Origin of the sequence: Qipengyuania sp. GPGPB31, assembly GCF_038396345.1 — a bacterium.
Taxonomy (GTDB): domain Bacteria; phylum Pseudomonadota; class Alphaproteobacteria; order Sphingomonadales; family Sphingomonadaceae; genus Qipengyuania; species Qipengyuania citrea.
The window spans coordinates 964,412-986,877 of the sequence record NZ_CP149572.1 but is presented as its reverse complement, the minus strand read 5'-3'; the positions used below and the strand labels follow the sequence as shown (position 1 = coordinate 986,877).

Annotated in this window: 24 protein-coding genes and 1 pseudogene; 17 read left to right on the top strand and 8 right to left on the bottom strand. The window is 64.6% G+C overall.

Going from position 1 to position 22,466, the window contains the following annotated elements; all coding sequences use genetic code 11:
* Positions 1-125: 125 nt before the first annotated feature.
* The 14 genes from WKH79_RS05020 (at position 126) to WKH79_RS04955 (ending at position 12,815) form a co-directional block, all read left to right on the top strand.
* The gene (locus WKH79_RS05020) at positions 126-434 is read left to right on the top strand and encodes a hypothetical protein (protein ID WP_341859800.1); all 309 of its coding nucleotides are present in this window, start codon (positions 126-128) and stop codon (positions 432-434) included.
* 52 nt (positions 435-486) lie between these two features.
* Positions 487-1,212 (top strand): tRNA (guanosine(37)-N1)-methyltransferase TrmD, encoded by a 726-nt coding sequence (gene trmD / locus WKH79_RS05015; protein ID WP_050601103.1) that lies wholly within the window; start codon positions 487-489, stop codon positions 1,210-1,212.
* Positions 1,213-1,224: 12 nt separating this feature from the next.
* Complete coding sequence (gene rplS / locus WKH79_RS05010; RefSeq protein WP_050601104.1) at positions 1,225-1,593, top strand: 50S ribosomal protein L19; 369 nt, start codon at positions 1,225-1,227, stop codon at positions 1,591-1,593.
* A 200-nt stretch (positions 1,594-1,793) separates the two neighbouring features.
* Positions 1,794-4,082: a DPP IV N-terminal domain-containing protein gene (locus WKH79_RS05005; RefSeq protein ID WP_341859799.1), complete on the top strand. Its 2,289-nt coding sequence runs from the start codon at positions 1,794-1,796 to the stop codon at positions 4,080-4,082.
* Positions 4,083-4,167: 85 nt separating this feature from the next.
* Entirely contained in the window at positions 4,168-5,193 is a 1,026-nt protein-coding gene (locus tag WKH79_RS05000; RefSeq protein ID WP_050601106.1) for an aspartate-semialdehyde dehydrogenase, read from the top strand.
* On the top strand, positions 5,190-5,747 hold the full coding sequence (locus WKH79_RS04995; protein ID WP_341859798.1) for a hypothetical protein: 558 nt from the start codon (positions 5,190-5,192) through the stop codon (positions 5,745-5,747). Before WKH79_RS05000 ends, WKH79_RS04995 begins: the two co-directional genes overlap by 4 nt.
* A 98-nt stretch (positions 5,748-5,845) precedes the next feature.
* Positions 5,846-6,493 carry a 2-hydroxychromene-2-carboxylate isomerase gene (locus WKH79_RS04990; RefSeq protein ID WP_341859797.1) on the top strand — a complete coding sequence of 216 codons (648 nt, stop codon included), beginning with the start codon at positions 5,846-5,848 and terminating at the stop codon, positions 6,491-6,493.
* A complete protein-coding gene (locus WKH79_RS04985) occupies positions 6,490-7,245 on the top strand; it encodes an alpha/beta fold hydrolase (protein WP_341859796.1) in 756 nt (251 codons plus the stop codon). The genes WKH79_RS04990 and WKH79_RS04985 overlap by 4 nt, the downstream gene beginning before the upstream one ends.
* 77 nt (positions 7,246-7,322) lie before the next feature.
* A complete protein-coding gene (locus WKH79_RS04980) occupies positions 7,323-7,760 on the top strand; it encodes a hypothetical protein (protein WP_230833107.1) in 438 nt (145 codons plus the stop codon).
* A gap of 69 nt (positions 7,761-7,829) precedes the next feature.
* Positions 7,830-9,677, top strand: a complete 1,848-nt coding sequence (locus WKH79_RS04975; protein ID WP_341859795.1) for a M2 family metallopeptidase — start codon at positions 7,830-7,832, stop codon at positions 9,675-9,677.
* Complete coding sequence (locus WKH79_RS04970) at positions 9,671-10,687, top strand: YncE family protein (RefSeq protein WP_341859794.1); 1,017 nt, start codon at positions 9,671-9,673, stop codon at positions 10,685-10,687. The genes WKH79_RS04975 and WKH79_RS04970 overlap by 7 nt, the downstream gene beginning before the upstream one ends.
* Positions 10,684-11,148, top strand: a complete 465-nt coding sequence (locus tag WKH79_RS04965) for a RimK/LysX family protein (protein ID WP_050601113.1) — start codon at positions 10,684-10,686, stop codon at positions 11,146-11,148. Before WKH79_RS04970 ends, WKH79_RS04965 begins: the two co-directional genes overlap by 4 nt.
* The gene (gene rimK / locus WKH79_RS04960) at positions 11,145-12,050 is read left to right on the top strand and encodes a 30S ribosomal protein S6--L-glutamate ligase (RefSeq protein ID WP_050601114.1); all 906 of its coding nucleotides are present in this window, start codon (positions 11,145-11,147) and stop codon (positions 12,048-12,050) included. Before WKH79_RS04965 ends, rimK begins: the two co-directional genes overlap by 4 nt.
* Before the next feature lie 6 nt (positions 12,051-12,056).
* Entirely contained in the window at positions 12,057-12,815 is a 759-nt protein-coding gene (locus tag WKH79_RS04955) for a hypothetical protein (protein ID WP_341859793.1), read from the top strand.
* A 3-nt stretch (positions 12,816-12,818) separates the two neighbouring features.
* Here the strand turns inward: WKH79_RS04955 and WKH79_RS04950 are convergent, their stop codons facing one another.
* The 7 genes from WKH79_RS04950 to rpsF form a co-directional block, all read right to left on the bottom strand.
* Positions 12,819-13,589, bottom strand: a complete 771-nt coding sequence (locus WKH79_RS04950; RefSeq protein WP_341859792.1) for an SDR family NAD(P)-dependent oxidoreductase — start codon at positions 13,587-13,589, stop codon at positions 12,819-12,821.
* Between the two features lie 62 nt (positions 13,590-13,651).
* Positions 13,652-15,136 (bottom strand): methyl-accepting chemotaxis protein, encoded by a 1,485-nt coding sequence (locus WKH79_RS04945; RefSeq protein WP_341859791.1) that lies wholly within the window; start codon positions 15,134-15,136, stop codon positions 13,652-13,654.
* The gene (locus WKH79_RS04940; RefSeq protein ID WP_341859790.1) at positions 15,126-15,458 is read right to left on the bottom strand and encodes a hypothetical protein; all 333 of its coding nucleotides are present in this window, start codon (positions 15,456-15,458) and stop codon (positions 15,126-15,128) included. The genes WKH79_RS04945 and WKH79_RS04940 overlap by 11 nt, the downstream gene beginning before the upstream one ends.
* 67 nt (positions 15,459-15,525) lie before the next feature.
* Positions 15,526-16,998 (bottom strand): AMP nucleosidase, encoded by a 1,473-nt coding sequence (locus WKH79_RS04935; protein ID WP_255357743.1) that lies wholly within the window; start codon positions 16,996-16,998, stop codon positions 15,526-15,528.
* Positions 16,999-17,101: 103 nt separating this feature from the next.
* Positions 17,102-17,764: a 50S ribosomal protein L9 gene (gene rplI / locus WKH79_RS04930; RefSeq protein ID WP_050601120.1), complete on the bottom strand. Its 663-nt coding sequence runs from the start codon at positions 17,762-17,764 to the stop codon at positions 17,102-17,104.
* Positions 17,765-17,775: 11 nt separating this feature from the next.
* Complete coding sequence (gene rpsR, locus WKH79_RS04925; protein WP_050601121.1) at positions 17,776-18,000, bottom strand: 30S ribosomal protein S18; 225 nt, start codon at positions 17,998-18,000, stop codon at positions 17,776-17,778.
* On the bottom strand, positions 18,000-18,365 hold the full coding sequence (gene rpsF, locus WKH79_RS04920; RefSeq protein ID WP_050601122.1) for a 30S ribosomal protein S6: 366 nt from the start codon (positions 18,363-18,365) through the stop codon (positions 18,000-18,002). The genes rpsR and rpsF overlap by 1 nt, the downstream gene beginning before the upstream one ends.
* Before the next feature lie 202 nt (positions 18,366-18,567).
* Here rpsF and WKH79_RS04915 point away from each other — a divergent pair, with 202 nt between their 5' ends.
* Together WKH79_RS04915 and WKH79_RS04910 are read left to right on the top strand one after the other, a co-directional pair.
* Positions 18,568-19,518, top strand: a complete 951-nt coding sequence (locus WKH79_RS04915) for a DUF808 domain-containing protein (RefSeq protein ID WP_050601124.1) — start codon at positions 18,568-18,570, stop codon at positions 19,516-19,518.
* Positions 19,505-20,149: a glutathione S-transferase family protein gene (locus tag WKH79_RS04910; RefSeq protein WP_341859789.1), complete on the top strand. Its 645-nt coding sequence runs from the start codon at positions 19,505-19,507 to the stop codon at positions 20,147-20,149. The genes WKH79_RS04915 and WKH79_RS04910 overlap by 14 nt, the downstream gene beginning before the upstream one ends.
* Here the strand turns inward: WKH79_RS04910 and WKH79_RS04905 are convergent.
* Positions 20,146-21,574 (bottom strand): annotated as a pseudogene (locus WKH79_RS04905) (Mur ligase family protein). The gene WKH79_RS04910 and the pseudogene WKH79_RS04905 sit on opposite strands and share 4 nt — an antisense overlap.
* A gap of 53 nt (positions 21,575-21,627) precedes the next feature.
* On the opposite strand from WKH79_RS04905, the gene WKH79_RS04900 reads away from it, so the two are divergent.
* On the top strand, positions 21,628-22,452 hold the full coding sequence (locus WKH79_RS04900) for an LD-carboxypeptidase (protein ID WP_341859788.1): 825 nt from the start codon (positions 21,628-21,630) through the stop codon (positions 22,450-22,452).
* Positions 22,453-22,466 lie beyond the last annotated feature (14 nt).

The following is a 22,466-nucleotide window of genomic DNA, read 5'->3' as shown; positions in this document are numbered from 1 at the left end:
GGCAGGACTACGCACCACGCGCCGATGGGTGCCGTTCGCCGAGGCAGAATGGCCGCCGGACCGATCCGCGCTTTGCATGCACACGCCGGCATGGCAGGACCTTCGGCAAGGGAGGACAGCAAACGATGATCGACAATATGGTTTTCCTCGCCGGCGCTTACGCAGCGTTGGCCGCCGGGCTCGGTGCAGGTGTCGGCAGGGTGTCGCCTTCGATCGGGCCGCGGCTGCGCCATGCTTTCGCGGGCATCGCGCCGCTTGCCGCGGTGCTCGGGATGAAGCTGACCGAGGCCGACAGCGTGACGCTGCATGGCGCGGACCTCGCCGCGGGCGGCGGACTGGTCGTGCTGGGTATCGCCGCGTCGGTAATGGCCGCGAAAGCCTTGCCTGCCGCCAGGCGCGCTGCGCCTGCAGAGGATCGCCTGCCGATCGGCTGATCCCCGAGGCCGGCTATGGCGCTGCTGCCGATTGGCGGCTAGGGCGCGCGGCATGGGTTTTGCAGCCACCATTCTCACGCTCTATCCCGAGATGTTCCCCGGTCCGCTGGGGGTCAGCCTTGCCGGTCGCGCGCTCGAGCGCGGCGACTGGTCGTGCGAGACCGTGCAGATCCGCGATTTCGCCACGGACAAGCACCGCACCGTCGACGATACGCCCGCGGGCGGCGGCGCTGGGATGGTGCTCAAACCCGATGTGCTTGGCGCGGCGATCGCCAGCGTGGGCGAGGGGCGGCCGATCCTTGCCATGACGCCGCGCGGCAAGCCGATATCGCAGGCGCGCATCCGCGCCATCGCGCAGGGCCCCGGCGTGGCCATCTTGTGCGGCCGTTTCGAAGGCTTCGACGAACGCATTTTCGAGGCCTATCCGCAGATCGAGCAGGTCAGCCTCGCCGATATCGTCCTGTCGGGCGGCGAGACCGCTGCGCTGGCCATTCTCGACGCTTGCATTCGCCTGCTTCCCGGCGTAATGGGCGCGCCCGATAGCGGAGTCGAGGAGTCCTACGAGAACGGGCTCATCGAATACCCGCAATATACCCGACCTCAGCAATGGGAAGGGCGCACGATCCCTGAAGTGCTGCGATCGGGGGATCATGCGAAGATCGCTGCTTGGCGCAAGGCAAGGAGCGAAGATGATACTCGGTTACGCAGGCCGGACCTTTGGGAGCGTTACTGTGACGCTCGGGACCGACCTGCCTCTGGCGCGCGGCGAAAAGACTAAGGATACGGTTCGATGAACCTCATTCAGCAGCTCGAAGCGGAAGCTATCGAGAACCTCGGGAAGGAAATCCCCGAATTTCGCGCCGGTGACACCGTGCGCGTCGGCGTCCGCGTTGTCGAAGGCAACCGTGAACGTGTCCAGAATTTCGAAGGCGTTGTCATTGCCCGCTCGAACCGCGGCATGGGCAGCAACTTCACCGTGCGCAAGATGTCGTTCGGCGAAGGTGTGGAGCGCGTGTTCCCGCTCTACTCGCCGATCATCGACAGCATCACCGTGGTGCGTCGCGGCATCGTGCGTCGTGCCAAGCTCTATTACCTGCGCGGCCGCACCGGCAAGCGCGCGCGTATCGCGGAACGCCGCGACAACGCGCCCAAGGCGTAAGCGCAAACAGCAGTTCTCTTCGCGAGAATCTTGGGGCGGTTTTCCTTCGGGGAGACCGCCCTTTTTGCATCTTGCGCCGCAGTTGCCTGGCGAGGGAGCACGAGCCTTCACCGGGCCGGCGGGGCATGGCGCGGGCCCGGAGCTTGCAATCGCGCCACCGCGTTGCGAGGAAGCAGTCGATCGATCCTTGGGGAGAACCTATGAAAGCCATGTCCCTTGCCGCCGCGCTGGCGTTCGGCACCTGCCTGTCTGCCCCGGCCAATGCCCAGACCACTACGGAGACCGCGCCCATGGACCTGACCTTCGAGCGTGTCTTCGCCTCGCCCGGCCTCGACGGGCCGACGCCGCGCAAGGTGAAGCTGTCACCCGACGGGCGTTATCTCACCGTGTTGCGCAATCGCGCCGACGACCGCGAACGCTACGATCTGTGGGCCTATGACCGCAATGCGGGCGAATGGGCGATGCTGGTCGACAGCGAGGTGCTGGGTTCGGGCCGCGAACTGTCCGAGGAGGAGAAGATGCAGCGCGAGCGCGCGCGGGTCGGCAGCCTGAAGGGCATCATCGACTATCAGTGGACCGAGGATGGCACCGGCGTGCTGGTCCCGCTCGATGGCGATCTCTACCTCGCGCGAGTGGGCGGGGAAGTGGTGCGGCTGACCGATACCGAGGAAAGCGAACTCAATCCCGCGCTCAGCAACACGGGCAGCCACGTTTCCTTCGTCCGCGATCGCCAGCTGTGGGTCGGCGAGACGGGGGGCGAGACCGCGCCGATCACGCCGCGCGAAGGCGAGGCGGTACGCTGGGGCGAGGCCGAGTTCGTCGCGCAGGAGGAAATGGGCCGGATGACCGGCTATTGGTGGAGCCCCGACGACCGGCGCATCGCGGTCGAGCGCTTCGACGAGAGCATGGTCGGCATCGTGACGCGGGCGGCGATCGGCGCGACGGGCACCAGGGTGTTCGACCAGCGCTATCCGGTCGCGGGCAGCGAAAACGCCGATGTCGAACTCTATGTGATGGATCCCGACGGCGAGAACCGGGTGAAGGTCGATCTCGCCGCGCATCAGGAGCCGGGAATCTATACCGAAGGCGATCCGACCGATTTCTACCTCGCCCGGGTGGACTGGGCGCCCGATGGCAGCGCGCTCTACGTCCAGCGCCAGAACCGCGCGCAGACCGTGCTCGACATGCTCCGCGTCGATCCGGAGACGGGCGCGGTGTCGCCGGTCTTCACCGAAAAGGCCGCGGTTGCGGATTACTGGATCAATCTTGGTGACGATTACAAGCTGCTCGAGAATGGCAGCCTGGTCTGGTGGTCCGAGCGCGACGGCTTTGGTCACCTCTATCTCTATTCTGCCGACGATGGCTGGAAGGATGCACGCCAGCTTACGCGCGGGTCATTCGTCGTCACCAAGTTGGTGGGTGTGGACCAAGCAGCGGAGCGCCTGTTCTATCTCGCCACGAGCGAGGAGGACCCGCTCGAACAGCATATCTATGCGCTCGATTATGCCGATCCCTCCGCGCAACCGCTGCAGCTGACCGAAAGCGGCTTCACCCATACGGCGACGATGGACGGGAAGGGGCAGACGCTCGTCATCATCCGCTCGAACGACGACACGCCGCCACAGAGCTACATCGCCGACCAGGAGGGGCAGCGCCTCGCATGGATCGAGGAGAACGCGCTCGATGCGGATCATCCCTACGCGCCCTACCTCGCCAGCCACCGGCCGACGCAATACGGCACGATCCCAGCCGAGGACGGCACGCCGCTGCACTGGGAAATGATCACGCCCGAAATGGAGCCGGGCAAGCGCTATCCAGTCTATTACTATCACTACAGCGGGCCGGGCCCGCAGATCGTCAACCGGGGCTGGAACGGCGCGTTGCCCCAGGCCATCGTCGACAGGGGCTATATCTGGTTCGCGCTAGACAACCGCGGCAGCAATTACCGCGGGGTTGCCTTCGAACAGCCGATCTACCGGGCGATGGGCGGGGTCGAAGTGCGCGACCAGAAGGCCGGGGCGGAATATCTCAGGACGCTCGACTTCGTCGATCCGGACAAGATCGCCGTGGATGGCTGGTCCTATGGCGGCTACATGACGCTCAAGCAGTTGCAGGCCGACCCGGGCCTCTACGCCGCGGGCATCAGCGGCGCGCCGGTGACCCGCTGGGAGCTTTACGACACGCATTATACCGAGCGTTACATGGGCACGCCGCAAGACGACGGCGCAGCCTATGATGCCGCCAGCGCAATCCCCGATGCGACGAAGATAAGCGATCCGCTGCTCATCATCCACGGCATGGCCGATGACAATGTGGTGTTCGAAAACGCGACCGAGATCATCTCCGCGATGCAGGAAGCCAATGTGTCGTTCGAGATGATGCTCTATCCCGGATACACCCACCGCGTTTCGGGCGAACAGATCTCACCGCATCGCTACAACACCGTGTTCCGCTTCCTTGAGAGCCATGGTGTAACCCCGCCCGAGTGAGGCTTTAGGGTGCGCAAACGTATGTGCGCTTGCGGGGGCGCAGCTAATCGCTATCTCGGCGACACAGAAATACTGGAGATGTAATTTGGGTTATCGTGTTGCCGTGGTCGGTGCGACCGGGAATGTCGGCCGGGAAATGATGCAGGTCCTGGCAGAACGCGGCTTCCCCTGCGACGAGGTGGCAGCGGTTGCCAGCAGCCGCTCGCAGGGCACCGAAGTCGAATTCGGCGACACGGGCAAGATGCTCAAATGCAAGAACATCGAGCATTTCGACTGGGCCGGCTGGGACATCGCGCTGTTTTCCGCGGGCAGCGGACCGGCCAAGGAATATGCGCCCAAGGCGGCGGCGGCCGGCTGCGTCGTGATCGACAACAGCTCGCTCTACCGCATGGATCCCGATGTGCCGCTGATCGTGCCCGAGGTGAACCCCGAGGCGATCCACGATTATGCCAAGCGCAACATCATCGCCAATCCCAACTGCTCGACCGCGCAGCTGGTGGTGGCGCTTGCGCCGCTGCACAGGGCGGCGCGGATCAAGCGCGTGGTGGTCTCGACTTACCAGTCGGTCTCGGGCGCAGGCAAGGCGGGGATGGACGAGCTGTTCCAGCAGAGCCGCGCGATCTTTGTCGGGGATTCGATCGAGCCGGTGAAGTTCACCAAGCAGATCGCCTTCAACGTCATCCCGCATATCGATGTCTTCATGGACGATGGTTCGACCAAGGAAGAATGGAAGATGGTGGTCGAGACCAAGAAGATCCTCGACTCCAAGATCAAGCTCAACGCGACCTGCGTGCGGGTGCCGGTGTTCGTCGGCCACGCCGAGGCGGTGAATATCGAGTTCGAGGACGAACTGTCGGCCGAACAGGCGCAGGACATCCTGCGCGAGGCCCCCGGCATCATGCTCGTCGACAAGCGCGAGGACGAGGGATACGTCACTCCGGTCGAAGCAGCGGGCGACAGCGCGACCTACATCAGCCGCGTGCGCGACGACCCGACGGTCGACAATGGCATCACGCTGTGGTGCGTCTCCGACAATCTGCGGAAGGGCGCCGCGCTCAATGCGGTGCAGATCGCCGAGCTCCTCGGCCGCGAATGCCTCAAGAAGGGATGATCCGCACCGCCCTCCTGCTTGCGCTCCCGCTGGCCCTGGCGGGATGCGGTTCGGCGTCGGACCAGCCCGTCGCTGAAGCGGGCGAGCAGGGCGATGCCGCGCAGCAGCGCATCGTACAGGCGCGGATCGTGGTGAACGCCGACGGGCTTTCGGCGGGCGGCGAAACGCTCGGCTTCAGCACACCGCGTGCCGAGGTCGATGCCCTGGCCGAACAAGCGTTCGGCGCAGCGCCCGCAAAGTCGCGCAATGAAGAATGCGGCGCAGGGCCGATGGATTTCAGCCAGTTCGGTCCGCTGCAGATCGCCTATCTCGACGGCAGCTTCGCCGGCTGGTTCCTCCGCGCCGGCGAAGGCGTGGTTACCGCGGATGGCATCGCCCCCGGTGTGACGACCTTGGACGCATTGCAGGACGAGCGGCAGGTACAGCAGCTCGACACCACGCTGGAGGGCGAGTTCCAGTACACGACGGGCGATTACGGAACGATCACCGGCTTCGCCGCGCCCGATGGATCGATCGACGCGCTGCAGGCCGGAATTAGCTGCTTCTTCCGTTGAACGTCATCCCGGCTCGAGCCGGGATATTGCTCCACCCGCCGCAACACCGATAGCGGACCCGGGTTTCGCTGGGTCGACGGAGATGTATAAGTCCCTGCATGACCCTGACCGCAGAGCTCTATTTCAGCTTCCGTTCGCCCTACAGCTATCTTTCGGTCGGCCGGTACCGCGCCATGGCCGAGGAATACGATCTCGACATCGCGCTTCGTCCCGTCTGGCCGCTGGCAATCCGCGAACCCGACTTCTTCGAGCGCAACCATCCCAACTGGCTGGCCTATACGCTGCGCGACATGATGCGCGTGGCGCAGTTTCACGGCATTCCCTTCGGACCGCCGCGGCCCGATCCGATCGTGCAGGATGCCGCCACACGCAAAATCGCCGCCGATCAGCCCTATATCCGCCGCGTCACGCGGATGGGGCAGGCCGCGGCACGAAGAGGCAAGGGCCTCGTCTTCGCGCATGAGGCGGGGCAGTTGATCTGGGGCGGGCAGGAAAACTGGCACGAGGGCGACCACCTCGCCGGCGCGCTGACCCGCGCCGCGCTCGACGCGGCGGAGATCGATCGCGAGGTGGCCGCCGAGGAAGACACGCTCGACGCCGAAATCGCTGCCAACCAGGATGCACTCGAGGCCTCGGGTCATTGGGGCGTGCCGACGCTGGTGTTCGAGGGCGAACCGTTCTTCGGGCAGGACCGTATCGCAATGGCGCGCTGGCGGATGGAACAGCAGGGTCTGGCGAAGCGATGACCACCGAATTCTTCGACAGTTTCGACGGCACGCGGCTGGCGCTGCATCGGCATGGGGCAGGGCGCCCGTTCGTCCTCCTGCACGGCCTGTTTTCCAGCGCGCAGATGAACTGGATCAAATGGGGGCACCACGAGGCGATCGCCGCGCAGGGGTTCGAGGTGCTGATGCTCGATTTCCGCGTGCATGGCGACAGCGCCGCGCCGCATGATCCCGAAAGCTATCCGAGCAATGTGCTGGTGCGCGACGTGGCCGCGCTGGTCGATCATCTCGGGCTCGACGATTACGATCTCGGCGGGTTCTCGCTCGGCGCACGCACATCGCTGCACGGCGCGGCGCACGGCGTGTTGACGCCTGCGCATCTGGTCATCGGCGGGATGGGGACTGCGGGGCTGGGCGAATGGCAGCGCCGCGCGGCCAAGTTCCGCCGCGTGATCGACGAGTTCGATGCCATCCCGAAGGGCGATCCCGACTATTTCTCGATGCAGTTCCTCAAGTCGCAGGGGGTCGACCGGGTCGCGGCGCGGCTGCTGCTTGACACCATGCCCGATCTCGATCTCGCCTTGCTCGACAATATCACCATGCCCACGCTGGTCGTGTGCGGTGACGAGGACCGCGACAATGGCTCGGCCGCCGATCTGGCGCAGCTGTTGCCCGATGCCGATTTCGCCGAAGTACCCGGGACGCATATGAGCAGCGTGACCAAGCCCGACCTCGGGCAGGCGATCGCCGACTGGCTCGGAGCGCAGACATAGGCAGACCCGCGCCTGCGCTGACCTGGTGGCTGTGGGGCCTGCTGGCCTTCGCCGTCGTCGTTGCGTTGAGCCTGGCGGTGACCGCGCCCGACGATGTGACGCTGGGCATTGCCGAACACCAGGCGGCCGGCACTGCTGCACGGGTCGATGCCATCCAAGCACAGTGGCATGCGGGCGGCGTGCGTCCGCTGGCCGTCTTCGCAATGTTCGGCGATCTGGTCTTTATCGGCATATATGGCGCAGGCAGCTGGATAGCCGGCCGCAGTTTCATGCGCATGGGTGGCACGGTGCGGACGATCGGCGCGGTCGTCGCAGCCGCGGCGCTTGTATTCGTGCTGACCGATTATACCGAAACGCTGCTGCAGCTGGCCCAATTGCTGCGCGATGCGGGGTCAGACCAGTTGGCGGGCATTGCTGCCACCGCGCGTCCGGTCAAGGTCGCGGCGTGGGTCGTGACCTTCCTCGGCGTAATCGCGGCATGGCTCATCCGCCGGTTTGCTGCGCCAACCGCTTGATTAAGCTGCGCGGCAGGTGCAATCCGGTAGCACGTGAAACCACATCATTCCGATCCTGAGAGGACCCGCATGAAATTCGCAACCGTCGCGCTCTCCGCGCTTGCCGTCTCGCTCGCTACGCCGGCCATGGCCGATGACCATGCGGAAACGCCCGCAGCCGCAGCTGCTGCTTTCCCGATGACCCCGCAGGGCGCCGCCGACTGGGTGGCGATGGTCGAACAGGACATGTTCGATTTCTCGGTCGAATACGGCCGGGTGCTGTGGCTCAACTCGACCTATATCGTGCACGACAGCAACCAGCTGGCAGCCAAATACGGCGCGCAGGCGACGGAAAAATCGGTCCGGTACGCGAACGAGGCCGCGCGCTATGCGCAGGTCGCGGGGCTTGACCCCGAAGTCGCCCGCAAGCTCGACATCCTGCGCAACGGCATCGTTATGCCCGCGCCCGTCCGCGACGGCGCCGCGACCGAGCTCAACGAAATCGCCACCAAGCTCAACAGCCAGTACGGGCAGGGCAAGGGCATGCTCGGCGGCGAGCAGATCAACGGCAGCGATATCGAGGCCGAGATGGGCAATCTCGAGCGCACGCCCGCCGAACTCGCCGAGATGTGGGCGAGCTGGCACGACAATGTCGGTGCGCCCATGCGCGAGGATTACCAGCGCATGATCGCCATCGCCAACGAAGGCTCGAAGGAACTCGGCTTTGCCGACCTGGGCGCGATGTGGCGTTCGAACTACGACATGGACCCAGACCAGTTCGCCGCCGAGACCGAGCGCATGTGGCAGGAAGTAAAGCCGCTCTACATGGCGCTGCACACCTATGTCCGGGGCAAGCTCAACGCCAAGTACGGCGCCGAAGTGCAGCCCGCCGACGGCCCGATCCGCGCCGACCTGCTCGGCAATATGTGGGCGCAGGAATGGGGCAACATCTATCCGCTGGTTGCGCCCGAGGGTGCCGGCGACATCGGGTACGATCTGACCGACCTGATCGCGGCCAAGGGGCTCGACGAGATCCAGATGGTGCGGACCGGCGAAGGGTTCTTCTCCTCGCTCGGCTTCGAACCGCTGCCGGACACGTTCTGGGAGCGCAGCCAGTTCATCAAACCGCGGGACCGCGAGGTTGTGTGCCATGCCAGCGCGTGGGACGTCGACAATGTCGACGATCTGCGCATCAAGATGTGCATCAAGAAGAACGCCGACGATTTCGTGACCATCCATCACGAGCTGGGCCACAATTACTACCAGCGCGCCTACAACCAGCAGGACTACCTGCACCTCAACGGCGCCAACGATGGCTTCCACGAGGCGATCGGCGACATGATCGCGCTGTCGATCACTCCCGAATATCTCGTCCAGATCGACATGCTTGACGAGGCAGACGTACCCAGCGCGGACAAGGATATCGGCCTGCTGCTGCGACAGGCGATGGACAAGGTCGCCTTCCTGCCTTTCGGCCTGATGGTCGACCGTTATCGCTGGCAGCTGTTCGACGGCACCATCCCGGCCGACCAGCTGAACAAGGGGTGGAACGATTTGCGGCTCGAATACCAGGGGATCGTCCCGCCGGTGGAGCGCGATGAAAGCGGGTTCGACGCCGGCGCGAAGTACCACATCCCCGGCAACGTGCCTTACACGCGCTATTTCCTTGCGCGGATCCTGCAGTTCCAGTTCTTCAAGGCCGCCTGCGACCAGGCCGGCTGGGAAGGGCCACTGCACCGCTGCTCGTTCTACGGCAATGAGGAAGTCGGCAAGAACCTCGCCGCCATGCTCGAAATGGGCGCCAGCAAGCCGTGGCCCGATGCGCTCGAGGCCTTCACCGGCGAGCGGCAGATGAGCGGCACGGCAATGGTCGAGTACTTCGCTCCGCTGAAGGCGTGGCTCGACGAACAGAACGCCGGCCAGACCGAAGGATGGTAAGCCGCCTCGCGCTGCTGCTGGCGCTTCCGCTGACCGCCGCTTGCGCCCCCATGGCGCCAAGCGGCGATGCCCGCGCGCCGATATCCGGACAGCCGGTCGAGGGGGCGCTGTTCGTGGCGGGCAAGTTCGGCAACACGCTGACGAAGGTGGAGCTGGCATCGGGCGAAACCGTCGCGAGGGTTGCCAGCTGCGCCAATCCGCACGAACTCGCCACGTCGCCCGACGAAAGCCATCTCGCGCTTGCCTGCTATGGCGGGCGCACGGTCGATATCTTCCGGACGTCGGACCTCGGCAAGGTCGCCAGCGTGAATCTGGGCGAGGGCGCGCGGCCGCACGGGATCGTGTGGCATGCCAATGGCGATATCTACGCCACGGCGGAGGGGCGCCGCTCGATTTTCTGGATTCGCGATCCGCTCGGTGCGGCGGAGGCATTCGAATATGGTTCGGGGCAGGATGGCACGCATATGCTGGCGGTCGCGCCGGATGGCCGCCATGCCTGGACCACCAATCTGGGTTCGCGCACGGTCAGCCTGATCGACCTCAAGACCCGGCGGGCCCCGCGTTCGGTCGAAGTGGGCGAGGAACCCGAGGGCATTGCGCTGGCGGATGATGGCCAAACGCTGTGGGTTTCGGCGCGCGGTTCGAATGCCGCGTTCAAGCTCGATCCCGAGACATTGGCGATACGGCAACGGATCGAAACCGGCGCCTTCCCCCTGCGGATCGTCGTCAGGCCGCAGGGCGATTACGCGGTCACCTCCGATCTTGCCGATGGCGGGCTGAGCGTGATCGATACCGCCACCGGCGAACTGGTCCGCAGCATTGCAGTGTCGAGCCCTGCCGAGGCCGAGGCGCGGACGCAGGTCACGATCCTGTTCTCCCCCGATGGCGAGCGGATCTACGTTGCCGAAACCACCGCCAACACCATTGCCGAGGTCGACTTCGCCAGCGGCCGCGTGCTGCGCCGCCTGCCCGGTGCCGGGGGCGGCGACGGCATCGCCATCATCGAATGAGCGCGAACCGCAAGCCCCTGCCGCCGATCGGCTGGCGCGAGCTGGTTCATCTGCCCGAGCTCGGCCTGCATTCCGTTCCGGCCAAGATCGATACCGGCGCGCGGACATCCTCGCTGCATGGAACCGTGCTCGCCGAATTCGAGCGGGACGGCGAGAAATACGTGCGTTTCGCGGTCGATTTCGAACGGCAGCACGTGCGGCAGGTGTGCGAGGCGGTGCATGTCGATATCCGCGGCATCACCAGTTCGAATGGCGAAACGCAGCGCCGCTATGTTATCAAGACCCCGCTGAAGATCGGCGACGTCGAGTTTCGCGCCGAACTCAGCCTCGCCGACCGGCGCGACATGCGTTTCCCGATGCTGATCGGACGTTCGTCGCTGCGCCGCCGGTTCGTAGTGGACAGCGGCTATTCGTGGCTGCAAACGCCCGAAATGAAGGTCAAGAAAGGCCACAAACCATGAAAATCGCGATGCTGGCGCGCAATCCCAATCTCTATTCGCACCAGCGCCTGCAGCAGGCCGCCGAGGATCGCGGGCACCAGCTCGATATCCTTAACACCCTGCGCTGCACGGTGCATATCGCCAGTCACAAGCCCGAAGTCTTCTACAATGGCGAACCGTGCATCGGTTACGATGCGGTGATCCCGCGGATCGGTGCGTCGATCACCAATTACGGCCTTGCGATACTGCGCCAGTTCGAGATGCGCGGCTGCTGGCCGCTCAACGAAAGCGTGGCGATCGGGCGCAGCCGCGACAAGCTGCGCAGCATGCAGATCCTCGCCAAGCACGGGCTGGGCCTGCCGCTGACTGCCTATGCCAACGACCCCAAGGCGGCGGAGGAGATCATCAAGGCCGTCAAGGGGCCGCCGGTGGTGATCAAGCTGCTGGAAGGCACGCAGGGCATCGGTGTCGTCCTCGCCGAAACGATGTCATCGGCCAAATCGGTGATCGAGGCGTTCCGCGGCGCCAACGTCAACATCCTCGTGCAGGAATTCATCAAGGAAGCGGGCGGCACCGACATTCGCGCACTGGTGGTCGGCGGCAAGGTGGTCGCGGCGATGAAGCGCACCGGCGCGGCGGACGACTTCCGCAGCAACCTGCACCGCGGCGGCAGCGCCGAGCTCATCAAGATCACGCCCGAAGAACGCTCGACCGCGGTGCGCGCCGCCAATCGCATGGGCCTCAACGTGTGTGGTGTCGACATGCTGCGCAGCAACCACGGGCCGGTCATCATGGAAGTCAATTCCTCGCCCGGCCTGGAGGGGATCGAGAAGGCGACCGGCAAGGATATTGCCGGGCTGGTGATCGAGTTCATCGAGAAGAGTGCGCGCGACGGCAAGACCAAGACGAAGGGGCGGGGGTAGGAAAATTTGACTGAGGGCGTTCAAGCTCCGCCAGATGTGACCGTCTGTCTTCGAAAGCTGGCGCCTAATCTCCCAAGTAACATTCGCTATCGCTTACTCAATTGTCTTGACCATTTTGACCGCGCCGAATGCCTCTTCGAGGTTGACCGCGAGATGGCTTCTTTCCGTGCAATAACCGGAGAGGAAGAAGCGGCGACGTGTGTAATTCTCGCGATGAAGGCACGTCGTTACGAACATAGCGAGCGGTTCCGCCCATGGAACCATCTCGACAAGGCCGCTGTAGTTTCAGCGTTGATCGCTATAGCGCCAACAGTAGTGCCTCTACTGTCCGAGTTTCAGCTCGTGTTCGATTTTAGCAAGTGTCGTATCGATTTAAAGATTCCGTTGTCGAACTTTAACATCGACGGGGGCGAAAATGTTGCGGTTCAACCTGTTGAGCCTCTTGATCAAACTTTTAGCAGGCCATACATCCCTGAAAATGAGGCGTTTGATGCCGCGTTCGAACGATTGACTGGTGAAGAAGGCCCGCAGTCGCTTTTGACGCTCATTAGGAAAGCTGCGCAGTCGAGGAACACAATCCTCTATGCTTCGGATACAGCATTACCTGAAAGTAAGGCCACCAAAGAGAGTTTATATTCTCGTCGTATAAAAGCCCAAACCCTTTTGGTGATTGCCGTAATGATTATTCAGCATAATGGTCACGCTAAGCTCATCTCACAACTAATCGTCCCTGTGCTGAAAGCGATTGAGCGCGCACCATCGTAGTTATCACGCATTGCGCGCCATCAGCCCGCCGTCCACCGGGATCACCGCGCCGGTAATGTAGCTCGCCGCGGGGAGTACGAGCGATAGCGTCACATGCGCGACTTCTTCCGGGTCGCCATAGCGCTTCAGTGCCGTCCGCCGCTTGGCATAGATCACCTTGTGTTCGTCGGGCACTGCATCGGTCATCGCGGTGCGGATCGGCCCGGGACAGATGCAGTTTACCGTGATGGCTTCGGGCCCGAGATCGACCGCCAGCCCGCGGGTAAGGCCGACCACGCCCGACTTGGCCGCGACATAGGGCGTGTCGCCGGGCGTCGCACCGAGACCTTCGGTGCTGGCGACGTTGACGATCCGCGCGGCATCGCTTTTCCGCAGATGCGGGAGCGCGGCGCGAACCATGCGCTGCTGCGCGGTCAGCATCACGGCCAGGGCGCGGTGCCAGGTCTCCTCATAGGCATCGTCTTCGAGTGCGCAGAAGCTCGAGATGCCGGCATTGTTGACGAGTATGTCGATTCCGCCGAAATCCGCTGCGACCTGCGCCACAACCTGTGCGATCGCATCCGCGTCCGACACGTCGAGCGCATAGGCGCGCGCGCCGTCCCCGCACGCTGCCGCCACGGTTTGGCATCCGGCGATATCGAGATCGGTCACCGCGACGCGCGCGCCTTCCTTTGCCAGCAGCATCGCGGTTGCGCGGCCCATGCCGCTGGCGGCCCCGGTGACGATGGCGACCCGGCCCGCGACCGAGCGCGAGCGATTGGGTATTGTGGTCATGCGATCAATTTCCTCCCCGACAGCAGGCTATCGAAGAATGGCATCGCCGTCACGGCCGCCAATCAGGCGGCCTTGATACTGGCAACGAAGTCGCCGGCCGATCGCTCGAGCGAATGGATGGTCTCGAGCAGCGCCTTCACGTTCTGCCGGGCATCGCCGGACAGCTTCTGGGTGGTGCTTGCGCGGTTCGCCAGGACGGCGCTGTTGTGGGCCATCTGTTCGGTGCCCGCAGCGGTGTCACCCATGGTCTGTTCGATGCTGGAGGTCGCCGCCCGCTGGTTGTCGACATCGCTGCGCACCGTCATCGCCGATCTGGCGAGTTCGGCGATTGCCCCGCTGAGCTTGCCGAAGCTGTTCTCAGCTTCGCCGGTGCCCTTGCTGATGCCCGAGAGCAGGTCCTCAATCTCGCGCGTGGCACGTGCGGCCTGCGCGGCGAGCTGCTTTACCTCCTGCGCCACCACGGCGAAACCCTTGCCGGCATCCCCTGCGCTGGCAGCCTCGATCGTGGCATTGAGCGCGAGCAAATTGGTCATTTCGGCAATTTCCGCGATCGAACGCGTCGCATCGCCGATGGTCTTCGACTGGTTGGCAAGCGATCGGACCGCGTCGCCGCCGGTTTCGGTGCGCGTTCCTGCCTCGCTGGCGAGCTCGTCCTGGCGACCGGCGGTCACTGCGATGTTGCCGATCGAACGGGACAATTCGGTAACGCTGCCGGCCACCGCATCGATGGCACTGGATACCTGCGAGGCCGCCGCGGCGACTTCGCCTGCCTGCTGCCCGGTGTCGCGCGCATTCTCGTCCAGCGAATGCATCACCTCGTCGAGTGCGCGAGCGCTCTTGGCCACCGCCATCGTGACTTCGGAAACCGAGCTTTCGAAATCGGCCGCGATCCGCAGCATGTCTTTGCGCCGACGGGCGGCGAGGTTGCTTTCCAGCCGGCTGCGTTCGGCGCGCTCCGAATCGGCAAGGCGGAGCGCCTCTTCGGCAGACCGCGTGGCCTGTTCGCTTTCCGCCAGCGCAGAACCGATGCGCGTGATCAGCGAATTGAGCGTGGTGGCAATATAGCACAATACGCCTGCTTCCAGCACCACGGCCAGCGCGTGGATGAACACCCGGTTCACACCTCCGCCACCGGAAAAGACCCAGCTGGGCGCGGCAATCGACAGGATGAGGTGGTGCAGGGCGACGGTCGCCGCAGCGAGCAGGATCGGGCGGACGTCGCACAGGATCGTGAGCGTCGCGATGGCGACGAAGAAATACATATGCATATCGATCTGCCACGGAGCACCGCGCAGCGCGTAGAGCATGAGCGCAGGCTGCAGCGCGGCCATGAGCGCGACCGCCATGCGTGCAGCGCTGTCGTAGCGGCGTTGCCAGGCCGCGATCGTCGGCAGCAGGTTCAGCAAGACGCTCGCGGCGAGTGCATGAAAAGCCTGCGTGCCCATTGCCGGGATAAGTGCGGCAAGGCTCAGCGAGGCAGCCCAGCCTGCGATCGCAATTCCTATCACGCCTTTGGTGCGCAGCGCATTGATTTCGTTATGTTCCACTGACTGCTCCGGTGCAGCCGCCCTGCGGGACGGCGAGAACGAGGATGCCGTGCTCGAAGAGAAGCTCGAAAAGCGGCGGACGCGCACCCTGCATGACATAACCACCGCCCAGCGCGGTGCGGGCGACAGCGCGCCGCCCGTCCTGAAACACGATTCCGGGCAAGGCCCGGTCCGCCGCAGGAGATATGGGGTAGAATGCCAATTGGCCGAAAGCCGGCGGCGCCAGCAGCAGGCCGCCGACCGCGCCGATCGCGATTACGGCCTGGGACAATCCCAGCAATCGGCGCGGCTTCGGCTTGGATTCGGGCTTCGCGATATGCATCGCGATGGCTGGTGGCAGCAAATCCTCCCCAAGCCGTTAACCTTGATGCCGCGGTTTTCCCAAGGGTCTATCTGAACGGCGGCTCGTTGAACGCGCGCAGCTTGCGGCTGTGGAGGCGGGGGCCTTCTTCGCGCAGCCGCTTGCAGGCATTGACCCCGATCTGGAGATGCGCGGCAATCGCTTCTTCGTAGAAGGCATTGGCCTGTCCGGGCAGCTTGATCTCGCCATGCAGCGGCTTGTCCGAAACGCACAGCAAGGTGCCGTAGGGGACGCGGAAGCGATAACCCTGGCCGGCGATGGTGGCGCTTTCCATATCCACGCCGACCGCGCGGCTCAAGCTCATGCGCTTGGCCGACTGCGTGAAGCGCAGTTCCCAATTGCGATCGTCGGTCGTGACCACCGTACCGGTGCGCATCCGCTTCTTGAGATCGGCACCATGTTCGCCCGAAACCGCTTCGGCCGCACCCGCCAGCGCCTGCTGCACTTCGGCGATCGCGGGGAGCGGGATTTCCGGCGGCAGCACCGGGTCGAGCACGTGGTCGTCGCGCAGATAGGCATGCGCCAGGACGTAGTCACCGATCTTCTGGCTGGGGCGCAGACCGCCGCAGTGCCCGATCATCAGCCATGCTTCGGGCCGCAGCACCGCAAGGTGATCGCAGATCGTCTTGGCGTTGGACGGGCCGACGCCGATATTGACCAGCGTGATCCCTTCGCGATTGGGGCCGACGAGGTGGTAGGCGGGCATCTGGTGCCGGCGCCATGCGGTGTCGGACAGCTGCGCGCGCGCATTATCGGTCTGTTCGGTAAGCATCATGCCCCCGGCACCGGCCAGTGCGGTGTAGCCGTTGGAGCCCAGCTGCGCGCCCGCCCAGTCCACGAATTCATCGACATAGCGATGATAATTGGTGAACAGGATGAAGCGCTGGAAGTGGTCGGTGCTGGTCCCGGTGTAATGCGCCAGCCGGGCCAGGCTGAAATCGGTGCGCAACCCGTCGAACAGCGACAGCGGGATCGGGTCGTCATCGTTTTCGAGCACGATGCCATCGGCCAGCTCGTCGCCGATATCGGCCAGTTCGGTCGAGGGGAAATGCCGCGCGATCAGGTTGGGATCGACGCCTGCCAGCTCGGCCCCGGCGCCCCCGTCGAGGACATAGGGGAAGGGGATTTCCTGTTTCGAGGAACCGACTTCGAGTTCGACCTCGTAATTCTCGCTGATCAGTTCGAGCTGCTCGCGCAGATAGTCGCGAAACAGCTCCGGGCGGGTGACCGTGGTGGTGTACAGCCCGGGCGCATTGAGGCGGCCGAACGCGCGGTTGCGGTCGGCAGGCTGATCGCCGCCGCGGAAGCGCAGGCGCAATTCGGGATAGGCATAGCTGCCGTCGTGGCGCCGTTCGGGCGCGGGAAGCTCGCGTTCGCGGCCGAAGGCGATCACGTCCTCGCGAAGCCGCTCCACGGCAGCGTCATAGATTTTCTCGAGCCGGTCGAGCGTCTGTTCGATGGATTCCATGGGCGTTGCTCCTGCCTCTTGTTGTTTTAGGATTTGTGTCGCCCACCCACATAGGGTGCGCAGGCGGTTCTTACAAAAAGGGCGCGGAGACCGAAGCCGCCGCGCCCTGATTGTCGATCGCACGAAGCGACGAAGCTTACTCGCCTTCGGGCGCGGTCGCTTCGATCTTGGCTTCGGTCTCGCTCATGCCTTCGGGCGTGCTGATGCCGTCTTCGAGCATGTCGGCGGGGATTTCACCCGGTTCGAGCGTCGGGTCGGTCCGGTTCGCTTCGGCCTGTTCTTCGATCTCGCGCTGCTCGTCTTCGAACATCTGCGCCATCACGTCGATACCCTGGCTCTGCAGTTCGGCTTCATCGTCGCTGCGGGCGACGTTGGCCTTGATCGTGACCGAGACCTCGGGGTGCAGGTCGATGCGGACTTCATGCATGCCGATCGCCTTGATCGGGTCACCCATGATGACCTGCTTCTTGTCGATCTCGTGGCCCTTTTCGGCCAGCGACGCGGCGATGTCGCGCACGTTGACCGAACCATAAAGCTGGCCGGTGTTCGACGCGGCACGGATCAGGACGATTTCTTCGCCCTGGACCTTCTCGCCGGACTTTTCGGCTTCGCTGCGACGTTCCGCGTTTTCCTTTTCCAGGCGGTCGCGGTTCGCTTCGAAGACCTTCTTGTTGGCTTCGTTGGCGCGCAGTGCCTTCTTCTGCGGGAGCAGGAAGTTGCGGGCATAGCCGTCCTTCACGGTGACGACGTCACCGATCGAGCCGAGCTTTTCGATCCTCTGAAGGAGAATGATATCCATGATTATTCCCCTTACTTCACGATGTACGGCAGCAGGCCGATGTGACGGGCGCGCTTGATGGCCTTGGCCAGTTCACGCTGCTTCTTTGCGCTGACGGCGGTGATGCGGCTGGGGACGATCTTGCCACGTTCGGACATGAAGCCCTGCAGCAGGCGGACGTCCTTGTAGTCGATCGTCGGGGCGTTCTTGCCCGAGAAGGGGCAGGACTTGCGGCGGCGGAAAAACGGGCGGGCCATCAGTTACGCTCCTCGCGGTCGCGGCGCTTCTTCGCATCGCGCTCGTTCTTGCGCATCATCACGCTCGGACCTTCTTCGTGCTCTTCGACACGGATGGTCATGTAGCGGATGACGTCTTCATTGATGCGGGTCTGGCGCTCGAGCTCTTCCACGACGGCACCGGGGCCCTCGATGTTGAGCATCACGAAATGCGCCTTGCGGTTGCGGTCGATCTTGTAGGCGAGGTTCTTGAGGCCCCAGGTCTCCGTCTTGGTGACCTTGCCTTCGTTCTTCTCGACAATCTCGGTAGCGGTGGCGGCGAGCTGGTCGACCTGAGCCTGGCTCAGGTCCTGTCGCGCCAGGAAAACATGCTCGTATAGAGCCATGCCCTTGTCCTTTCACATGTGGCCGATCGCTGGCTTGTCCGCGGGATTGCGGGGCCCCTCCGGCTTTCTTCGAATCCCCGCCCACAGGCAGGGGATGCGCGCACATAACGGGATTGGCGACGAATGCAAGCCAATCTCGGGGCTTGGCAGGGTGGAACCGGGCGGGCAGGGCGGCATTGGTTGGAAAACGAAGGAGTAGTGCGTGCCCGGTGGACTTGTAGCCCTGCTAGACGACGTGTCGATCATCGCCCGCGCGGCGGCGGCCTCGGTCGACGATATTACGGTTGCGGCGGGCAGGGCGGGCTCGAAGACCGCCGGCGTCGTGATCGACGATGCGGCGGTCACGCCGAGTTACGTCACGGGCCTCAGCCCTGCGCGCGAACTGCCGATCATCTGGAACATCACCAAGGGCAGCCTGAAGAACAAGCTCATCATCCTGCTGCCCGGCGCGCTGCTGCTCAGCTGGCTGCTTCCCAGCGCGATCGTCTTCATCCTGATCCTGGGCGGTTGCTACCTGTCCTATGAAGGGGCGGAAAAGGTGATGGAAAAGCTGGGCGGCCAGAAACACGGCGTCACCGTGGAGGATGAGATCACCGACCCGGCGGCGTTCGAGAAACAGCGGGTGAACGGCGCGATCCGAACCGATCTGATCCTCTCGGCCGAAATCATGGCGATCACGCTGAACGAAGTGGCCGCGGAAGACTTCATCGTACGCGCGGGCGTGCTGGCGATCGTCGGTATCGGCGTGACACTGGTGGTCTATGGATCGGTCGCGCTGATCGTGAAGCTGGACGATATCGGATTGCACCTGCGCGAGAAGACTTCGGCCGCAGCACAGGCCTTCGGGCAGTTTCTGGTGACCTCGGTACCCTATCTGCTGACCACGCTGTCCTTCATCGGCACGATCGCGATGCTGTGGGTCGGCGGCGGCATCATCCTGCACAGCCTGCACGAACTGGGCATCCATGGTCCCTCCGATTGGGCGCATGGGCTGCAGCACACGGTGGAAGCGGTGACCGGCGGACTTTCGGGCATCCTCGGCTGGGGAACCTATGCGGCGCTGTCCGCCCTGACGGGGCTCGCGCTCGGCTTCGTGCTGGCGATCCTCATCCACAAGGTCTTCAAGATCGGCATTACCCATGGCGATCACTGAGCCGCCGGTCCTCTACACCTGCGCGGGTTCGCGCGGGCTGCGGGCGACCTGGGCGGCGGAAGAGGCGGGGGTCGCTATCGACCTGCGGCTGTTGCCGTTCCCGCCCCGCTTCAAGGCGCCCGACTACCTTGAGGTCAATCCCCTGGGTACGGTACCCATGCTGGTCGATGGCGCGGCGCACATGACCGAGAGCTGTGCGATCGCGCATTACCTTGCCACCAAGGGCGCGGACCAGTCGCTGGTCGTGGCGCCGGACGAGATGGATTATCCCGCCTATCTCGATTTCACCTACCACGCCGATGCCACGATCACTTTCCCGCAAACCGTCTATATGCGCTTCGCCCTGTTCGAGAAGGACAAGGGCTGGAGCGAGGCGGGCGAGGCCTATGCCAAGTGGTTCTGGAAGCGCCTCGTCAAGCTCGAGCAGCGCCTCGAAACGCGCGACTACCTGTGCGCGGATCGCTTTACCGCGGCCGATATCTGCTGCGGTTACGCGCTGATCCTGGCGGGCCGGGTGGGATTGGACGAGGGCGTACCGCAATCGCTCAGGGACTACCGCGACCGGCTGACCGAACGCGAGGGATATCGCCGGGCCGTGGCGCGTGAAGCCGCAGGCCCCGCCGCGATTTAGGGCAGCCGGTCGAACAGGCCGCGCGCAAATACGCTCAGCGTGTCATCGCGCGCGCCCATGACAACGATCCGGTCCCCTGGCTGCGCGAGTTCGGCGAGCCTGTCGCCCACCGCCGTGCGCTCGGGAATGTGTTCGGCCTGGCCGCCCGCCTGCTCGATCAACCGCACGATCTCGCTCGCTGCCTTCGCTGCGATCGACGCTGCCGCCGAAATAGACCGGGTCGCACAGGATAACGCGGTCCTCGTCACCCAGTTCATGCGCGAAGGTCTGGGCCAGCTCCTCGCCCATCTGGCGCAGGGGCCCGTAGCCGTGCGGCTGGAAGAAGGCGAGCACGCGGCCCGGGTGCGCCTTGAGCGTGCGCAGCGTGGCGGCGCATTTTTCCGGATTGTGGCCGAAATCGTCGATCACGGTGATGGCGGACGGGCTGGTGCCGACGATGTCGAACCGCCGCGCGAGACCTTCGAAACCGGCGAGCGCGGCGACCGCATTGGCGACCGGTATGCCCGCTGCCGCTGCCGCTGCGATTGCCGCCAGCGCGTTGGCCAGATTGTGCCGCCCGGGCAGGTTGAACATCAACGGATGTTCGCTGCCGTCGTGCCGGTCGACGACCAGCGCGGCCTGCCGCATCGGGCCTTCCGCGACCGAGCCGGGGACCACGCCGATCTGCGCCTTTTCCTGCTCGATCCCGAAGGTGACGACTTCCTTCGCATGCGGCAGCAGCGCCAGCGCTTCGGGATCGTCGGCATTGATCACCGAAATGCGGCTGCGCGAAAGGTAGTCGCCGAACAGCTGGCGCAGCTCTTCCATGCTCTTGTGGTCGAGACTGACATTGAGCAGCACGCCGACAGCCGGACGATAGAGCGCGATCGACCCGTCGCTTTCGTCGACCTCGCTGACATAGAGGCTCTGCCCGCCGACCACCGCGCTGGCATAGGGGCGTTCGGGCGAGACGAAGTTCTTCATCACCGCGCCGTTCATGATCGTCGGCTCGCGTCCGCAGGCGTGCAGGATCCAGCCGAGCATGCCGGTGACGGTCGACTTGCCGCTGGTCCCGGCAACCGCCAGCCCCGCACCGCTGGTGTTGAAGAGGATCGAATTGAGCTCGGCGCGGGTCAGCCGCAGGCACTCCAGTTCCTTGGCGCGTTTGGCATCGGGTACGGTATCTTCCACCGCGGCGCTGGCGACGAGGATCTGCTTGGCCGAGACGATCCCGCTGCCGTCCTGCGGATGCAGCGTGAAACCCTGTTGTTCGAGCGCGGCGAACTTGTCGGGCGTGCGGGCCTGATCGTGGCTGCGGTCCGATCCTTCGACCGTGCAGCCGCGACCTTTCAGGATCTGCGCCAGCGGCAGCATCCCCGATCCGCCGATCCCGCAGAAGAAAAAGGGGCGGGCGAACAATTCATCTGGAGTGGGCATATCGCTCATGCGCGTGCAGCTATTGAGTTGTGCCGCGCGATACAAGCACGCTAGCAGGGCGCATGGTCAGAATTGCGATCTGCGCCCCCGGAAAGCGGTTGAAGCGCGAACGCGCCGCGGCGGTCGAAACGCTGGTGGCGGGGCGCAGCGACGTGTCGTTGCACTTTCACGATCAATGCTTTGCCGAAGACGGGCATTTCGCCGGCGGCGACGCGGTGCGGCTCGCCGCCTTGCTCGATTGCGCCAACGATCCCGGATTCGATGCGGTGTGGTTCGCGATGGGCGGTTATGGTTCGAACCGCATCGCCCCGCAGGCGGTGGCGGAAATGAACGCGGCAGCGCGGGACAAGTCCTATCTCGGCTATTCCGACACCGGCTTCCTGCTCGCCGCGCTGTACAGGCATGGCATCGGGCGCGTCGCGCATGGGCCGCTGGCGGGCGACGTCCGGCGCGAGGGCGGCGCCGCTGCGATCGAGCGCGCGCTGGACTGGTTCAAGGGCGGCACCGATGGCCTGGAACCGGATCTCGATGAACGGCCTGCGGCGGCCTTCAACCTGACGACCCTGGCGATGCTGGCGGGGACCGAACTCGCGCCCGACCTGTCGGGTCATGTCGTCATGATCGAGGAAGTGGCGGAGCATCTCTATGCGGTCGACCGCCTGCTGTTCCATGCTACGCAGCATCTGCAGGGAATCGCGGGCCTGCGGCTGGGCCGCATCAGCGATGTCCCCGTCAACGACCGCCCCTTCGGCACCGACGAAGTCGCCATCGCGCAGGACTGGTGCAGGCGCAGCGGCATCCCCTACCTCGGCCGGGCGGATATCGGCCACGATGCTGCCAACAAGATTGTCCCCTTCGGACTTGAGACGCGGGGCGCTCGCGCCTAGTCGCGCGGTCGAGG

Excerpts from the sequence above, each read along its gene's own strand:
- WKH79_RS05020 (WP_341859800.1), top strand. The coding sequence starts at position 126 with ATGATCGACAATATGGTTTTCCTCGCCGGCGCTTACGCAGCGTTGGCC.
- trmD (WP_050601103.1), top strand. The coding sequence starts at position 487 with ATGGGTTTTGCAGCCACCATTCTCACGCTCTATCCCGAGATGTTCCCC.
- rplS (WP_050601104.1), top strand. The coding sequence starts at position 1,225 with ATGAACCTCATTCAGCAGCTCGAAGCGGAAGCTATCGAGAACCTCGGG.
- WKH79_RS05005 (WP_341859799.1), top strand. The coding sequence starts at position 1,794 with ATGAAAGCCATGTCCCTTGCCGCCGCGCTGGCGTTCGGCACCTGCCTG.
- WKH79_RS04995 (WP_341859798.1), top strand. The coding sequence starts at position 5,190 with ATGATCCGCACCGCCCTCCTGCTTGCGCTCCCGCTGGCCCTGGCGGGA.
- WKH79_RS04990 (WP_341859797.1), top strand. The coding sequence starts at position 5,846 with ATGACCCTGACCGCAGAGCTCTATTTCAGCTTCCGTTCGCCCTACAGC.
- WKH79_RS04985 (WP_341859796.1), top strand. The coding sequence starts at position 6,490 with ATGACCACCGAATTCTTCGACAGTTTCGACGGCACGCGGCTGGCGCTG.
- WKH79_RS04975 (WP_341859795.1), top strand. The coding sequence starts at position 7,830 with ATGAAATTCGCAACCGTCGCGCTCTCCGCGCTTGCCGTCTCGCTCGCT.
- WKH79_RS04970 (WP_341859794.1), top strand. The coding sequence starts at position 9,671 with ATGGTAAGCCGCCTCGCGCTGCTGCTGGCGCTTCCGCTGACCGCCGCT.
- WKH79_RS04965 (WP_050601113.1), top strand. The coding sequence starts at position 10,684 with ATGAGCGCGAACCGCAAGCCCCTGCCGCCGATCGGCTGGCGCGAGCTG.
- rimK (WP_050601114.1), top strand. The coding sequence starts at position 11,145 with ATGAAAATCGCGATGCTGGCGCGCAATCCCAATCTCTATTCGCACCAG.
- WKH79_RS04950 (WP_341859792.1), bottom strand. The coding sequence starts at position 13,589 with ATGACCACAATACCCAATCGCTCGCGCTCGGTCGCGGGCCGGGTCGCC.
- WKH79_RS04940 (WP_341859790.1), bottom strand. The coding sequence starts at position 15,458 with ATGCATATCGCGAAGCCCGAATCCAAGCCGAAGCCGCGCCGATTGCTG.
- rplI (WP_050601120.1), bottom strand. The coding sequence starts at position 17,764 with ATGGATATCATTCTCCTTCAGAGGATCGAAAAGCTCGGCTCGATCGGT.
- rpsR (WP_050601121.1), bottom strand. The coding sequence starts at position 18,000 with ATGGCCCGCCCGTTTTTCCGCCGCCGCAAGTCCTGCCCCTTCTCGGGC.
- rpsF (WP_050601122.1), bottom strand. The coding sequence starts at position 18,365 with ATGGCTCTATACGAGCATGTTTTCCTGGCGCGACAGGACCTGAGCCAG.
- WKH79_RS04910 (WP_341859789.1), top strand. The coding sequence starts at position 19,505 with ATGGCGATCACTGAGCCGCCGGTCCTCTACACCTGCGCGGGTTCGCGC.
- WKH79_RS04900 (WP_341859788.1), top strand. The coding sequence starts at position 21,628 with ATGGTCAGAATTGCGATCTGCGCCCCCGGAAAGCGGTTGAAGCGCGAA.